A 15,490-nucleotide genomic window follows, 5' to 3' on the forward strand; every position below is an offset into this window, starting at 1 on the left:
CAAATCGGGCGATTCCTATGGAATATCAGCGGCTTCCGAATTCTTCACGGCCGACTACATCGGCTACTTGGGTTTCTCCTCAAGCTTTTCATCCCCGAAAGAATTGCCTCCCAGGTGCGGCTCGATATCCGAAGCTTGACGATTCTATCCCACATCCGCCTCACGTCCGCACCCTCAGCGCCTGCTCCAGCCTGTCGGCAATCTGTGTGACGATATAGGCAATCACCATATAGATCACGACGGCAATCACGAAGGCTTCGAGGTAGTAGTAGTTCAGCGCGGCGGTCAGCTGGGACTGGGCGAAGATATCGACAACCTCGATGGCGAATCCGAGAGAAAGCGCCTTCATGATGACCATCATCGAAGTCGTCAGGTCGGGAATTGCCGTGAGGGCCACTTGGGGAAATAGGATACGTCGGAACAGTTGGCCGCCCGTATAGCCCAGCGAATGGGCGGCATCCGACTGACCGGTGTCGAAGGCATTCAGAGCCCCCTTGATTATTTCTGATTGGAACGCGGCGACACAGCCGGTAATCGCAACGACAAGAATGACCCAATTGGGGGTTTCGTGGGCATTGAAGTTGATCCCGAGCAACGAGAAGAGGAACTGGAATGCAGGGGGCAGACCGAAATAGGCGAGGAAAATCACGATGACCATCGGAACGCCCTTGAAGACGATCTTGTAAGTCATGATGAGCTCTCGCAGCACCGGCACCAGTCTGTATTCGATAAGCGCGAATATGCTGCCGACTATCGTCGACAGGACGAAAATCAAGAGCGCCATTCCAACAGTCACGGGCACGGCACTCAGAATTTCATGCGTGTCCTGGAGCAAAATATCGGTATCAAACATGGTTGAATACCCTTACGTCAGACGCTCGCGAGGAGCTCGTTCTTGATCGGAGTTGTTGTCGTCGCCTCTGGCGCTTGCATCGGTGATCGAAGCTCGAAGAAGCGCACGATGAGCCACGCGACCAGGCACATCAGCGAATAGATGACCGCCAGGACGAGGTAGGTTTCGAATTGGAACTGGTTGTAGTCGCGCTCCATGATCAAATGCGCAGTCGCCATGACGTCGGCCGCCCCGATGTACATGACCAGCGCAACGTTATGGATCAGGTAGATGATGGAGTTCCCGTAGCCCGGCAATGCGAAGTGCACCGCTTGCGGGCCGACGACACGACTAATTTTCTGTCGGAACGTATATCCAAGGCTATCGGCCGCATCGTGCTGGCCGCGATCGACGGCAAGATATGCAGGTCGCATGACTTCCGACAGATACCCTCCATGGTAGAGGCTCAACCCCACCATGGCAGCCATCGTCGCTGAAATAAAATCTTTGGCGCCGAACAAGATCACCAACAGCGGAAGCCCATAAAACGCGACGAACAACTGGAGCACGACAGGAACACTCCGCGCATAGGACACGTAGAGGTCCACCAGGTGACTGATCAGTGGCACCCTGCGAACACGGAGTGTTGTCGCGATGAGAGCCAGGCAGAACCCGGAAATGAGGGCTGTGAACGTGATGGCGAGCGTCAGCGGCAGTGCCGAGAGCAACTCGGGAATCATAGCAGATACATCCACTTTGAAACGCTCCTTCTTGCAATTCAGCCTTGCCGCTGACTAGCGATATGGCCGTCGACGGCCGTGCTATTTCATGTACTGGACGATGCCCTCGCCGAACCACTTCTGCGAGAGCTTTTCGATCGTGCCGTCGTCTTTCAATTCCTTGAGAACCTTGTTCACATCGTTGGCCAGAACCTTGTTCTCGTCTGATCTGTGGATCAGCATGTAGGTGTTGTTGCTGAACACTGGTTCGGACGCCACGATATCGAGTTTCTTTTGCTCGATGACGGTCTGCTCACCGAGATTCGACGGCAGGACGAGGGCGTCGAACTTGCCGTTCTGAACTTCGTCCAGGCGGTTCGGGTAGGGAATACCGGCACTCGATGCCGTGACATCGAGCTTGTATTGCGGGTTTTCTTTCTGCCAGTTCATGATGAACTTGTAGGTTCCACCGCCGGCCGTAGTCGGAACGATCCTCTTGCCGACCAGGTCTTTCATTTCCTTGATGCCGCTGTCTTTCTTGCTGTAGATCTTCATCAGGCTGGCGCCCATAGGATTTTCCGGAATGAGGAACTGCTTGGCGCGCTCGGGGGACTTGTAGTAGCCGCCGACCGCGATGTCGTACTTGCCCGTGGCGAGACCGGTTTCCTGGGCAATGTCGGAGACGCCTTCCATTTCGAACTTGTACTGGGGCAGCTTTGCGTTGATCGCCCTCAGAAGATCGGGCTCATAGCCTTGCGGCTCGACGCCGATCGCGCCCCATGCCAGCGGCTTGGATTCGGCAGACGTGGCGATCTTGATCGTGCGAACGGTCTGGCCGTAGCTGACCCCCGCCGTTGCAAGGGCAATCGCGATGCCGCCGGCGATGGCCAGGGCATAGCGGCGAGAAAAACTGGATGTGATTGCAGACATTTCTTGGTTCCCTTCTTGTTGGATTATTGAAAAGCGAGTTCTGACTGCAGGAATTGAGCAAGTCGTGGGCTGGAAGGCGCATCGAAGATGTCAGCCGGGCTGCCATCGGCGGCGACCACGCCACGATCCATGAAGACGATCCGGTTGGAGATGTTCTTGGCGAATTGCATCTCGTGGGTCACAAGCAGCGAAGTGATCCCTGACGAGGTGACATCCTTGATCACCTTTAGAACTTCACCGACGAGTTCGGGATCCAGCGATGACGTCGGCTCATCGAAGAGTATTACGTCGGGTCGAACTGCTAGTGCGCGCGCGATGCCGGTGCGCTGAAGCTGGCCGCCCGACAGCTGGGAGGGATAGCTGTCTCGCTTCGGGGTGAGGCCGACCCGCTCGAGTTCCCGCAGGGCGATCTCCTGCGCCTCGTCCGTGGACTTGCGCTGCACGACGACCAGGGGATCCATCACGTTCTGGAGGACCGTCATGTTCTTGAAGACGTTGAATTGCTGAAAGACCATCGCTGTCCGGAGCCGGATCGCCTGGACAGCTGTTTTGTCGGCGCGCTGGTAATCCATCCGAATCTGATCGAACGCGATGGTCCCTGACGACGGCTTGGCCAGGTAATTGATGCATTTCAGCAACGTGGTCTTGCCGGTGCCGCTGGGGCCGATGATCGACACCACGTCACCCCGCTTTACCGACAGATTGACGCCGTTCAGAACCTGCGTGCTTCCGTAAGACAGCTTTACATCTTTGAGTTCAAGCATTGCTGGTTGGCCCTTCGGAAAGTGTGAGACGGACTGCTTTGACCGTATGCGACATCATCCCCCGCTCTCCGCATGGCCGAGAACGTGCATCAGCCGGTTTGCCCAACCGAAGATCGATATGGCGTGGATCAGGTCGATAATCTCGCGGTCGTCCATGCCGACTGATCGAAGCGCGGCGATATCATCTGCCGTCGCTTCCGACGGGGCCGCCGACAGGCGGCGGGCAAAACTGTAGATTGCCGCATCGCGTGGGCCGAGCGCTTCAGGTTTGTCGAGATAGAGCGCCGTGACCACTTCGTCGCTCTTGGTCAGCTCTGCATGCCTGCGGGCGTGAACAACGGCGCAGAATTTGCAGCCATTGACGATCGAGGCACCCAATGCACCAAGTTCGCGGTCAGGACGGGCAAGCCCGCCTTCGACATACATGATTGCGTTGAACAAGATGGTGCGGGCAAGGTAGCTCTCGGGGTCATGCGCAAGGGTGCGCACATATTCCGAAACTTTCTTGGCCGATGGCGTGACCTTCATCGCATCAAGCTGTTCCGGCGTGGCCTCGGATAGCTCGACCGGCGCGATGTACGGATGCCAATTCAATGGCTTCAGGCGCACTGCGGAAATCATGCCGACCTCAACAATCGCAGGCCGGTCGCCACCCGCGTCTGGAAATTGACGAAGGCGATGAGCTCGGAAAGGGCGACGATCTGAGGATTGTTCAATCCGGCTTGGGCGAGCAGGGCAATGTGGCTCGCCTGCGCCTTTTTCGGTGTTAGTGTGATCAGGTCCACATGACGTACGATAGTCGCCAATGGTTCCTCCAGATCCGTTTCGCCCCGAGCCAAAGCCCGGAGTTGCTCTGTCGGATCCAGCTGAACCAGCTGCACATCATATTCGGCCATCAGGACCGGATCGGCATTCAGAGCGGCCATGCGACGAGCCAGAGCGACCCGCAAATTCCGCGCCAGTCCTTGGTCGTTTGCTGGCTGCAGGACGGAGAGGCGACATTCCTCCGCCCCTTGCACGAATTCGGGCCGAAATCGCCGTGCGGCGAAAAGGGCATCGTCCGGGGAAATACCGGCGGCCTTGTCCATTGCGTCGATCACAGCGCGGCCTCCTTCTGCAACAAGGGTGTTGAATCGACCCATTCGTCGCCCAGAAGTTCGGGCGTGTCGTAGGCGATCAGATTGGCGAAGTGGGTTTCGACATCTTCGGCAAACAGCGAGGCGGCGATGCCGCGGACCAGACGGTCGGCACCGGCGCTGACGGCTGGGATATCGCCGGAAACCTTGCCGTGGGTCAGCATGGCGGCGTCGTTGAAGCAGTGGATATGCGACAGCATCGGGCAGGAGCCGGGAACGCGTTCGCGAAATTCGAAGGCGGGACCTAGATCCGGCGCTTCCGACATGCCTGCACGCGGTAGCCCCATATCCGGCGTATATCGGCTATCCGACCAGGTGCGGATGTGTGGCGCGATGGCTGCAAATTCCGGGCGGCCGCTGAAGTCATTCGAAAAGCCGGTTGCCGCGATCAGGAAGTCGTAGCGCATTGGTCCCTGCGTGGTTTCGATCAGAAGGTCCCCTGCATCTTCTTTCACCGTGACTATGGCGCAGTCGAGAAAGAACCGGGCATTGGGATGGCGAGACACGCGAAGCGTCGATGAGCGCGGTGGCGGTGTCTGGGTCGAGGCGGTATAGTCGAAGAATTTCCACTTCCAGGCATCGGGCAATTGATGCATCCCGAGCACAACACCCGGGCTGCCGATGCCGGTCAGCTTGTTGATGCGCGGCATCTCCTTGCGCCGGATCAACATGTCGACTGAGCCGGCGCCCGCCTCAAGTGCGGTTGCGGCATTGTCCATGGAAGAGGCACCGGCGCCGATAACTGCCACACGCTTGCCTTTCAGCGCGTCGAAATCGATGTCGTCGGCCGAATGGGCCCAATAGGCGCGATCGATGCCCCTGAGGAATTCGGGCACGGCAAAACCGCCCAGACCAGAGCGACCGGTGGCCAGAACGAGATGACGGCTGAGAACCCGGCCGGATTCCGCGCCCTCGATATCAATCGCAATCAGATCACCAACCGGTGCGACGGCGGTCATGCGCACGCTGTTGCGCACTGGCAGAGCAAGAACCTTGCGGTACCAGACCAGGTAATCCATCCACTGGCCCTTGGGGATTTTGTCCAGCGACTGCCAGGCCTCAACGCCCCATTGCGCCGTGAACCAGGCGCGGAATGTCAATTGCGGCAGGCCGAGCGACGGACCGTGCAGGGTCTTCGGCGACCGGAGCGTTTGCATGCGGGCAAACGTCACCCATGGCCCTTCGAGCCCGGCCGGAGCCGCATCATAGGCGACGATGTTGGTTATCCCGGTCAGCGCCAGCTTTGCCGTGGCGGCAAGTCCGCACATGCCGGCGCCGATCACCACGACGTCACGGACCGGCACGCCATCGTGCGAACGCGCAGGAACCCATGGCTTAGCGGGCAGTTCGAGAAAGTCGAGATCCTGCGCAAGCTGTGCTTCCAGTGCGGCAAGACCTGTCGACATTGGTGCGGTGGGGGTATGCTTCATATTCCCGTTCCGTGATTTGTGCCGGATGCAGGATCGGTTACCAATTGGCCAGCCAGGGTCGGATCGAGTTTCTTGAAGCCGACGATCGAGCGTTCAGCCACCGCCTCGACCGCATCCATCAACGCCTGCGCGACTGGACGAAGGGGGCGTTTTTCGGCAGCCACAACGCCCCAATAAAAAAGAACGGTCGCGTCGATCGGGCGGATGGCGACCCCAGGCAAGGCCACGCCATAAGCGGTGAGGGGATCGATGACAGCAGCAACGCCGGTCCGGCGCACAAGCTGCAATGCGCCATAGGCAGTATTCGTCCGGATCACTGGCCCGGTGTCGATGCCTCTGGCCGCCAATGCCTTGGTGACATGCAACTGAAAACGCAGCGGGTTGAGCAACGTGGCGACGCGACGACCGGCAAAGGCGGAAAGCGGTATGACATCAAGTTCAGCCAGCGGATCGTCCTCCCGCACGGCCGCAACATCAGGTGCCGAATAGAGCCGCAGCACATCCAGACCGGGCGTATCGAGCGGCAGGCTTGAAAAGCCGATCTCGGCACGTCCGCTGCGCACCTCCTGCGCGACGATCGAGGGAAGAAACTGCCCGAGATGTGTCTCGTGCGGAAGCTCAATACCCTTGAGCTCGGCCATGGCCGTCGGGATCAAGCCGGTGCCGATCGCAGAGGTTGTGACAATCTGCAGGATCCGCCCCCGGCCGGCGGCGATCATCTTGGCCCGCGCTGCAAGTTCGGTGAAGGACATCAGCAGTCGCCGCGCTTCTTCTTCGAATGCGACTCCCTCTTCAGACAGCTGCACCCGTCGACCGATCCGATGCAGCAACTCGAAGCCAAGTTCGGCCTCAAGATCCTGAATGGTGCGTGTCACCGCAGGTTGGGAACGCCCGAGCATGTCAGCCGCCTTGGTAATGCTGCCGCTGGCAGCAACCGCAAGGAAGGTCTGAAGGTCCCGGGTTTCCATGTTCTCCCTACATGCGTAATTCGTATGATTGACATCGTCTCATTCATTTTTGATATATGTCAAGCGGAAACTAATACTCGTTGCGGCGTTTGCCGGCTCAGAGCCGGAGTCCTGATCGAAACGGCTGATCGCAACCGACGTGACTCCAATTCGGAACCTCCTGATGAAAAAACTTGTAGGCGGGGACGGCAAGGATTCTCGAACCATAAAGCCTGGAACAGGAGGAATGTTATGCGCGTGAGTATTCTGGGCGCCGGAGCAATTGCCTATGGCCTTACGGCCTATTTGGCACAATCAGGACATTCGCCAACGCTCTGGTCACCGTCGGGACACCGCACCAGAACGTTGGCCACCGGCGAATTATTGAAGGCGACGGGGGATATCGAGGCGACGGTGCCGGTGCGCATTGCCAAGGATTGTAAAGATGCCATCGACCACGCGGACGTGGTGGTGATCGCGCTTCCCGCTTACGGCCACAAGATGGTGATGGATGCCGCCGTCCCTCATCTGGCAGATGGTATTCCGGTCATCGTCAGTTCGCACAGTTCGTTCGGGGCGCTGTATCTCTCCAAGCGGTTGGCCGAACGCAAGGTCAGGTTGCCGATCGTCGTTTGGGGCACAACGCTCTTGACCGGCCGCCAGCTCGGACCAACAGAAGTCCATGTCACTGCCATTCGCCAGAAGCTTGATGTCGCGACGCTGCCTTTCGATGCGCTAGACCAAGGATACGATCTTTGCACGGCCTTGTTCGGCGATCGTTTCGTCAAGCGCGATGGTCTGCTGGCGATTGCGCTCAGCAACCTCAATCCGCAGAACCATCTGGGAATTGCCCTTCTCAATCTCACACGCATGGAGCAGGGCGAGCAATGGAGCCAGGGGGGAAATGTCACTCCTGCCGTTGGTCGCTTTATCGAGGCTCTGGATGCCGAACGATTGGCCATAGCTGCCCATTTCGGTATCGCGGTTCGTACCGTCCAGGAACATTTTTCATTGTCGTTCCACGTCCCCATGAGCACTGTTTCGGAAATGAACCAGGAGATGGATCGCCAAGGTCGTGGTGGCTTTGGCCCGACAACTATCGAGAGCCGTTACATTCTCGAGGATGTTCCGTTCGGCCTGTTACCGACCGCCGTCCTAGGAAAGATCAGCGGAAATCCAGCGGTTCTCCATGAATCCGGAATTTCCATATTGTCGGCGGCTTATGGTCGCGATCTCAGGGGAGACAATGATATCCTTCCCATGCTCGGCATCGAGGGGATGACTAAGGCGGATCTTGAAACCCTTTGCCGCAAGGGGTTTTGACAACTCCCAGTGGATCGCAGCCAATAACACTCGATAGCGGCCGGCGGTGCCCACCGGCTCAGCCTCAGGCCAGCCATTGCTCGTGCGACCTGGTTGGCAGGTCAAACTGGTGGCAGCGTCGAGTCACAATGTTCACCCATTCCTCCGACGGGTGATAGCGCGCGTGTAATTTGGCCAAGGACAATCTCACGCGACTTGCCAAGGCCGAGCTCAGATGTCGGCGCCATTGGACCCCCTCACCGGGAGCAGGCCTCAGCCCGGCCTCCCGTGGGGTGCCTTGTCGTGAACAGAGCGATCAGCCGAGATACTGCCGACCAGATTAGCACTTGTAATGTTCGTGCGCCGGTCGAGATTCTACAGTTTGCTAATATAGGATTTGGCCAAGAAATAGCTTGCTGCGTTCATGGCTCGGATTCGAGAAGAACTCAGAAGGGTTGTTCATCTCGACGATCTCGCCTTGATCCATGAACACGATGCGATCGGCGATCTGGCGGGCAAACCCCATCTCGTGCGTGACGCACAGCATCGTCATGCCATCCTCGGCCAGCGCAACCATGGTATCGAGCACTTCTTTGACCATTTCCGGATCGAGTGCCGACGTCGGCTCGTCGAACAGCATGATTTTCGGGCTCATACAGAGCGCACGCGCGATCGCAACCCGCTGCTGCTGGCCGCCTGACAGCTGGCCGGGATATTTGTGCGCCTGGTCCGGAATCTTCACTCGTTCCAGATAATGCATGGCGGTCTGCTCGGCTTGCCAGCGCCGCATGCTGCGCACCCAGATCGGCGACAGCATTAGGTTCTCAAGAATGGTCAGATGAGGGAACAGGTTGAAGTGCTGGAATACCATGCCGATATCACGGCGGATTACGTCGATCTTCTTCAAATCATTCGTGAGCTCAACACCGTCGACCACGATCTGTCCGTGCTGGTGTTCCTCCAGACGGTTTATGCAGCGGATCATTGTGGACTTGCCCGAACCCGACGGACCGCAGATTACCAACCTCTCCCCACGGCGAACGGTAAGGTTGATATCCTTCAGCACGTGGAAGCTTCCGTACCACTTGTTCATGCCAACCATTTCGATGGCGGCCGGTTCGCTGGAAGCAGGCATAGGCGCAACGCGCTTGGCGGCGGACGATAACATCACAACATTTCCTAGTGAGCGGTGAGGCCGCGCCGCTCCAGGAAGTCGGCGAAGCGGGCGAATGAGAACGAGAGTGCGAAGAAGATCGCTCCGATAAACAGGAACGTCTCGGCTGCTGGCGATGGCCAGTCCGGGTCGGCCAGCGCCGCTTTACCGGAGCTGATCAGGTCGAACAGGCCGACCACCAGGACAAGGCTGGTGTTCTTGATCATGACGATGATGGTGTTGGCCAGCGCCGGGATCGCCACGCGGATCGCTTGCGGCAGGATGACTAGATATTGCGTGCGCCAGAAGGGCAGGCCGAGTGCCGCTGCAGCCTCATACTGGCCATTCGGTATGGCCTGCAGGCCGCCGCGAATCACCTCGGCGAGATAGGCAGCTGCGAAGATGGTGAGGGCGACCAGCGCGCGCACGAACTTGTCAGGCAACAGGGCCTCGGGCAGGAACAGCGGCATCATGATCGATGCCACGAACAAGATGGACAAGAGCGGCAGTCCGCGCACCGATTCTATCAGGACCACGGTGCCGATGCGTATCGCGGGCATCGTCGAGCGCCTGGCCAGCGCCAGGAGAATGCCGACGGGGAAAGCGACGCCGATGGCAACGACGGTGAGGATGAGTGTGACCGGCAGGCCGCCCCAAGACGAGGTCGGAACCTCGATCAAGCCGAAACCGCCGGCCATCAGCCAGAAGATCAGCACGAGCGCCGCCACCCAGAGCGCTGCCAGCCGTGGAGTCCAGCTGGCAGGCCGTACCGACCAGCCGAGCAGCGCGAGGATGAGCAGACACACGAGGGCAGGACGCCAGCGCTCGTCGAACGGATAGATGCCGAATAGCAGCTGGCCCGACTTGGCGTAGATGAAGCTCCAGCAAGCCCCGGCGGCCACCCGGCAGGCATTCGGATCGGGATCGAACAGCACGCCATCGATTACCAGCCAGCGCAGCATCGGCGGTACCGTGACAACGATCATGGTGCCGAACAGCAGCGTCAGGGCTGCGTTGAGCGGTGTGCCAAACAGGAGCTTGGCATACCGCCACAAGGCGCCGACGCGGATCTGTCCTGGCATTGGCGCGGTCTGAAGCGAAAGAGACAGGGCCTTCATGGTTCAGCGCTCCACGATGGCGATGCGACGGTTGTACCAATTGGCCGCGCTCGACAGGCTCAGGTTGAGGGCGAGATAGACGCCGAGGATGATGAAAACGCCCTCGATCGAATGGCTGGACTTGCTGATGATGGTATTCATGACCGCAAGGAAGTCGGGGTAACCGACCGCGATCGCAAGCGTCGAATTCTTGACGACGTTGATGTATTGGCTGTTGAGCGGCGGGACGATCACCCGCAGCATCTGCGGGATGATGATCAGACGCAATATTTTGCCGCGCGGCAGGCCGAGCGAATGACCTGCGTCCCACTGACCGCGGCCGACCGAAAGCACGCCGCCGCGCACGATCTCGGCGACAAAGCCGGTGGTGTAGATGGTCAGCCCGATCAGGATGGTGCTGAGTTCGGGCGTCAGTTCCTTGCCGCCTTTGAAATTCGACCCGGTGAAGATCGGCCAGTCGACGGAGAACTTCGCATCGGCAATCCAGAGCCCGGCAACGCCAACCGCGAGGATCGCGGGCGCGGCCAGCGGCGGCAGCCATCCTCGTCTCGCCGCCGCCCAGCCGGCGGCCGCCAGTGCCAAGGCAAGAGCGATGACGAGCAATCCCGGGGTGGCGACGTCCATGCTGATAGCCGGCACCACAAGGCCGCGCATGGAGGCGTAAACGCCTGGCAGCGGATTGAACGCTTCGCCGACCGGCGGCAGCACCTTCCACCACAGCGAGTAGAGAAAGATCAGAAGCACGATCGGCGGTGAATTGCGTGCAACCTCCACCCAGACGCGGCAGGTGCCCGCCGCCAGAGGATTGCTGCTCAGCCGGGTAATGCCGACGACGAGGCCGAGCACGGATGAAAAGACGATGACGACGGCGGAGATGAAGACCGTATTGGCGAGCCCGGTCGCGATCGCCCAGTAATAGGGATCCCGCGACTTGTAAGTGAGGATCGCTTCCGAGATGACGATCCTTGAAGGCATCGTCAGGAAATCGAAGCCGATCGGGATGCCGCGTGCCCTGAGATTGGCGAAAGTCGTGCTGACGAGCAGGGCAGCGAAGGCGGCAGCCACGCCCACCAGGGCACACTGGATTATGATCGATCTGGTCTTGGCGTCGCTCAGCATGTCGACCTCGATGGTTTGCGGCGTAGCAGGAAAGGGGAGCGCCAGGTACGTTCCCCTTCATGTGCGGCTCAATCCCAGGGGAAAGGATAGTTGAGGCCGCCGTCCTTCCACAACGCGTTGAGGCCGCGCTCGACCTTCAGCGGGCTGTCCTTGCCGAGATTTCGATCCCAGATCTCGGCGTAGTTGCCCATTTGCTTGATGACGTTGTAGGCCCACTTGTCGTCCAACCCGAGCGGCTTGCCGAAACCGGGCTCCCCGCCCAGGACGCGTTTGACTTCCGGACTGCCCGACGCAAGCTTTTCATCGATGTTCTGCGAGGTGATGCCGTTGGCTTCGGCCCAGAAGAGCGCATTGAGTGTCCAACGCACGACGTCGAAAAGCTTATCGTCACCGCGGGCGACCGCGACGCCATTGGGTTCGGCGGCCTTGCCGACCTGGATGATGTCGTAGTCGTCCGGGTTCTTGGCCACCGAGGCACGCTGTCCGGCTGCCGCGGTGCCGTCCGTTACGTAGGAATCGCAGCGACCGCCGAAGAAGGCGTCGCGCGCTTGAATGGTCGAGTCGTAATAGACCTTCTCCATTGCGATCCCGAACTCTTCCTCGGTTTCCTCGATCGCTTTTTCGGTCAGGCTGCCACCGCCTTGCAGGCAGACGGTCTTTCCGTCCAACAGTTTGGGCTCGGTGATGTTATCGGCCTTGCGCACGAGCATGCCGTCCGTGTCATAGAGATTGATCCAGACGAAGCGGACAACCGTATCACGACTGTAGGTGATGGTGGATGTGCGCGACAGAACGTCGATTTCCCCAGTCTGCAGCGCAGGAAAACGTTGGCCTGCGTTAAGCGGCACGTAACGGATTTTGTCTCTGTCGCCGAGGATGGCGACCGCGAAAGTGCGGCAGATGTCGGAATCGAAGCCGCGATAATACCCTTTCTCGTCCGGCCGGGAGAGACCGGGCACTCCCTGGCTGGCGCCGCAGCTGACATAGCCGCGCTCCTGGATCTTGTTGATCACCGCCTGCGCGCTGGCGTCCACGGCGCTCGAACTCAGGCTGGCCAATCCTATCGCCAGACCCGTGAGCCATTTCAAACCTTGATGTCTCATAATCATTCCCCTTGTCGTTGAGGTTTCGTCATTCGGCGGCCTTGGCGTCTGCCGCGGCGGTTCCATTGCGCCGAGCTTCAGCAAAGAGTTCGAAGGCCTGGGAAAGGTCGGCCAGAAGGTCGTCGAGCGCCTCAAGCCCAATCGTCAGGCGCCAGACCGGGCCGGGCTTAAGCCAATCGAGGCTGATGCGGCCTTTTCGCGGATCGCTGACCGAGATCAGCGAATGCACCCCACCCCAGCTCGCACCAAGCCTGAACAGTTGCATACGGCGCAGGACTCGCGACTGCATCGGCGCAAATTCCGGCTGCAACACGAAAGAGAACACGCCCGCGGATCCGGCGAAGTCGCGTTTCCACACCGCGTGGCCGGGATGATCGGGCTCGCTCGGATGCAGGATCTGCGCGACTTCCGCGCGCCCCGACAGCCATCTGATGATCTTGCGCGCGGTGCCGTCGGCGTGTCGCATCCGTACCGGCATGGTCATCAAACCTCGCTCGCACAGTGCGCAATCCTCCGGTGAGACGCCGTAGCCGAGGAAGCGCGATGTATCCTTCAGGCGTCGAAACAGAGCCTTGTCACGCACTGCGACAGAGCCCATCAGAAGGTCGCCATGGCCGCCAGCATGTTTGGAAAGTGCCTGCATCGAGATGTCGACGCCATGGGCCAGCGGCTTGAATAGTAGATGCGAGGCCCAGGTGTTGTCAGCCGCGACGAGCGCGCCAGCCTGGTGAGCAACCGCCGTGATGGCCGGTACGTCCTGGACTTCAAAGGTGGCCGAACCTGGCGATTCTACCCAAACCAGCCGCGACCTGTCATCGATCAAGGCTGAGATGCCCGCGTCGAGTTTTGGATCATATGAGATTGCCTCGATGCCCAGGGGCCGGAGCAAACGCTCGGCCATATCACGTGCCGGACCATAGAGTGTCTCGGGGACCAGAACCCGATCGCCGCCTCGGCAGATCGCCATGGTCGTCAGCGTTATGGCTGCCATGCCGGACGGCACGACGAGAGCTCGCGAACCGCCTTCCAACACGGCAATATGGTCTTCGAGCCGCCGGCTGGTCGGCGTACCGTAAAGGCCATAGCTGAAGCCATCGTACAGACGCTCGACGCGACGCTCGAAGGACTCCAGATCGTCGAAGATAACAGTCGAGGCCCGCTCCACCGACATCGCCACCGCATGGAAGGGTTCCTGCGAGCGCTTAGGTGGATGGACATGCGAAGTGTCGTCGTGTCGGGTCATGGGGTGGAGCTTAGCTGGCTCACCCATTGCCATCTATGACCGCTGCGATAGACTTCATTCGATTTTGATATGGCTTCCAAATGAATCTGCGGGACATCGACGTCTTCAACGCGATCATGATTGCGCGCGGCGCCGGCGCCGCGGCGACGTTGCTCAATACTTCGCAGCCAGCCATTAGCCGTTCGCTGGCCAAGCTTGAGGCCGAACTTGGGTTTAGCCTGTTCGACCGCATTCGCGGCAGGCTGGTGCCGACACGCGAAGGCGAACTGTTCCATGCCGAGGTGAAGGCCAACCTGGTCGGGCTCGACCGGCTGAAGCTTCGTGCAGCACAGATCAAGGAAGTGGGCACCGGCACCATCCGCGTCGCCAGCCTGTCGGCGCTCGGACACGGGCTGGTGCCCCGCGCTATCGTGGCCTTCTCGCGCCGGCATCCGCAAGCGCGCATCAGCTATCAGGTACGCACCTCCCATGTCGTGCGCGACCTGGTGGCATCGGGTAGTTTCGACATCGGGCTTGCGGCCGACGAGATCGACACCAGCGGGGTGCTTCACAGCGTCTTCACGACCCCCCGCGCTGTCTGCGTGATACCAAAGAACCATCGGCTGGCGCGAAAGTCCGTGATCAGGCCGGCTGATCTCGCCGATGAGGCTTTCCTTGCATTGTCGCCGGAAGACACGGCGCGGCTCGCCATGGACAAGATCTTAGCCGCGCACGGCATACGGCCGCGCATCCTGATCGAAACCCCCTATGGCTTGACAATCGCGATCCTGGCCGCGAAGGGCTTGGGGATTGGCCTGATCAATCCTTCCGTCATTGCCGACCGCATGATCGACGGCATCATCGCCAAGCCTTTCGAGCCGGCCGTTCATTTTCGCGCGCTGATCCTGCGCCCGCCGGATGGTATCAATTCGACGTTGATCATCGACTTCATCGCGGAGCTCTATGCTGCACGCAATGCGCTCTCGAGCGAAGCGTAGATCGCGTGAGTGCTTGCGGATATCTTCCTTGCAGCATTATGTTCCGTTCTGTCTAAGGAGATGTGCAGATGCGCTGCGTGCTTGCCAAGCTTCGGATTCCTAGGCGTTTTTTGAGGATCATTCTTTCGGGCATGACGAGCCCGAGAAGAATGCTACCCCACCGCACCCCGTACTGGTGAATATCGACGCCTGCTTAGGCCACTATTGTAGCCACCTGAAGCACCGATACCGCCTTTTTCGAAGGTCCTTGTTCAAACTCGACGCGGCTGGTTTCCTCCCGAATCGACTTCAGCTGTCTCGCCTGAAGCTCGAGGACATGGCGGTTGTCACTCTTTCCGGGCGTAGATAGTGACCCTGTTGTTGCGGCTCCAAAAGGACTTGGGTGTAGCGTGCCTGTTCATCGCCCAGGACCTCGGCCTTATGAGGCAAGCGGCTTCGCAAGCTGCATGTCGTGTCATCTTGGCACCGCACGGCTTTGATAATATCGAAGGTCGGCGGCGCGTGACATGACAGTTGTCGTATGGGAAACATTGCGAATCAACTGGTCGCCAGTTGAGCCCGGCGGATGATCTGCGGCACGACGGTGACTATCGTGTCGCAGATATTGGAAAAGGCCTCATGGGTACCAAGGCTGTTGACGTTCCTAAGCATTGAGATAGTCGCGAACCACTGTGTAAAAGGACAACCACACGTTAGGTAACCCGCATTCGCTGGTTC

16 protein-coding genes are annotated in these 15,490 nt (G+C 59.5%); 2 read left to right on the plus strand and 14 right to left on the minus strand.

Annotated elements, in window-relative coordinates; translation table 11 throughout:
- Positions 1-160: 160 nt before the first annotated feature.
- The 8 genes from E5W87_RS24905 to E5W87_RS24940 all read right to left on the minus strand — a co-directional run bounded on the left by E5W87_RS24905 (position 161) and on the right by E5W87_RS24940 (position 6,779).
- Positions 161-853 (minus strand): ABC transporter permease subunit, encoded by a 693-nt coding sequence (locus E5W87_RS24905; protein ID WP_292403611.1) that lies wholly within the window; start codon positions 851-853, stop codon positions 161-163.
- 17 nt (positions 854-870) lie between these two features.
- A complete protein-coding gene (locus E5W87_RS24910) occupies positions 871-1,587 on the minus strand; it encodes an amino acid ABC transporter permease (protein ID WP_292403614.1) in 717 nt (238 codons plus the stop codon).
- 66 nt (positions 1,588-1,653) lie between these two features.
- Positions 1,654-2,481: a transporter substrate-binding domain-containing protein gene (locus tag E5W87_RS24915; RefSeq protein ID WP_292403617.1), complete on the minus strand. Its 828-nt coding sequence runs from the start codon at positions 2,479-2,481 to the stop codon at positions 1,654-1,656.
- Between the two features lie 23 nt (positions 2,482-2,504).
- On the minus strand, positions 2,505-3,245 hold the full coding sequence (locus tag E5W87_RS24920) for an amino acid ABC transporter ATP-binding protein (RefSeq protein WP_292403620.1): 741 nt from the start codon (positions 3,243-3,245) through the stop codon (positions 2,505-2,507).
- A 54-nt stretch (positions 3,246-3,299) separates the two neighbouring features.
- Positions 3,300-3,866 (minus strand): peroxidase-related enzyme, encoded by a 567-nt coding sequence (locus tag E5W87_RS24925; protein ID WP_292403623.1) that lies wholly within the window; start codon positions 3,864-3,866, stop codon positions 3,300-3,302.
- Positions 3,863-4,345, minus strand: coding sequence for a hypothetical protein (locus E5W87_RS24930; protein ID WP_292403628.1), 483 nt, complete (start codon positions 4,343-4,345; stop codon positions 3,863-3,865). The genes E5W87_RS24925 and E5W87_RS24930 overlap by 4 nt, the downstream gene beginning before the upstream one ends.
- Positions 4,342-5,811 carry an NAD(P)/FAD-dependent oxidoreductase gene (locus E5W87_RS24935; protein ID WP_292403630.1) on the minus strand — a complete coding sequence of 490 codons (1,470 nt, stop codon included), beginning with the start codon at positions 5,809-5,811 and terminating at the stop codon, positions 4,342-4,344. The genes E5W87_RS24930 and E5W87_RS24935 overlap by 4 nt, the downstream gene beginning before the upstream one ends.
- Positions 5,808-6,779, minus strand: coding sequence for a LysR family transcriptional regulator (locus E5W87_RS24940; protein ID WP_292403633.1), 972 nt, complete (start codon positions 6,777-6,779; stop codon positions 5,808-5,810). Before E5W87_RS24940 ends, E5W87_RS24935 begins: the two co-directional genes overlap by 4 nt.
- A 231-nt stretch (positions 6,780-7,010) precedes the next feature.
- On the opposite strand from E5W87_RS24940, the gene E5W87_RS24945 reads away from it, so the two are divergent.
- On the plus strand, positions 7,011-8,081 hold the full coding sequence (locus tag E5W87_RS24945) for an NAD/NADP octopine/nopaline dehydrogenase family protein (RefSeq protein WP_292403636.1): 1,071 nt from the start codon (positions 7,011-7,013) through the stop codon (positions 8,079-8,081).
- A 364-nt stretch (positions 8,082-8,445) separates the two neighbouring features.
- On the opposite strand, the gene E5W87_RS24950 is transcribed toward E5W87_RS24945, so the two are convergent.
- From E5W87_RS24950 to E5W87_RS24970, 5 genes are all read right to left on the minus strand, one after another.
- Positions 8,446-9,228 carry an amino acid ABC transporter ATP-binding protein gene (locus tag E5W87_RS24950; RefSeq protein WP_292403639.1) on the minus strand — a complete coding sequence of 261 codons (783 nt, stop codon included), beginning with the start codon at positions 9,226-9,228 and terminating at the stop codon, positions 8,446-8,448.
- A gap of 11 nt (positions 9,229-9,239) precedes the next feature.
- On the minus strand, positions 9,240-10,331 hold the full coding sequence (locus E5W87_RS24955; protein ID WP_292403642.1) for an amino acid ABC transporter permease: 1,092 nt from the start codon (positions 10,329-10,331) through the stop codon (positions 9,240-9,242).
- A gap of 3 nt (positions 10,332-10,334) precedes the next feature.
- Positions 10,335-11,450: an amino acid ABC transporter permease gene (locus E5W87_RS24960; protein WP_292403646.1), complete on the minus strand. Its 1,116-nt coding sequence runs from the start codon at positions 11,448-11,450 to the stop codon at positions 10,335-10,337.
- Positions 11,451-11,518: 68 nt separating this feature from the next.
- Positions 11,519-12,508, minus strand: coding sequence for a transporter substrate-binding domain-containing protein (locus tag E5W87_RS24965; RefSeq protein ID WP_292403650.1), 990 nt, complete (start codon positions 12,506-12,508; stop codon positions 11,519-11,521).
- 73 nt (positions 12,509-12,581) lie between these two features.
- Complete coding sequence (locus E5W87_RS24970; protein WP_292403653.1) at positions 12,582-13,796, minus strand: PLP-dependent aspartate aminotransferase family protein; 1,215 nt, start codon at positions 13,794-13,796, stop codon at positions 12,582-12,584.
- 80 nt (positions 13,797-13,876) lie between these two features.
- Between E5W87_RS24970 and E5W87_RS24975 the strand changes: the two genes are divergently transcribed.
- Complete coding sequence (locus tag E5W87_RS24975; protein ID WP_292403656.1) at positions 13,877-14,773, plus strand: LysR family transcriptional regulator; 897 nt, start codon at positions 13,877-13,879, stop codon at positions 14,771-14,773.
- Positions 14,774-15,310: 537 nt separating this feature from the next.
- Here the strand turns inward: E5W87_RS24975 and E5W87_RS24980 are convergent.
- Positions 15,311-15,490 (minus strand): hypothetical protein (locus tag E5W87_RS24980; RefSeq protein ID WP_292403659.1); only part of this gene is annotated, 180 nt, incomplete at its 5' end.

Origin of the sequence: Mesorhizobium sp. (assembly GCF_004962925.1) — a bacterium.
Classification (GTDB): Bacteria; Pseudomonadota; Alphaproteobacteria; order Rhizobiales; family Rhizobiaceae; genus Mesorhizobium.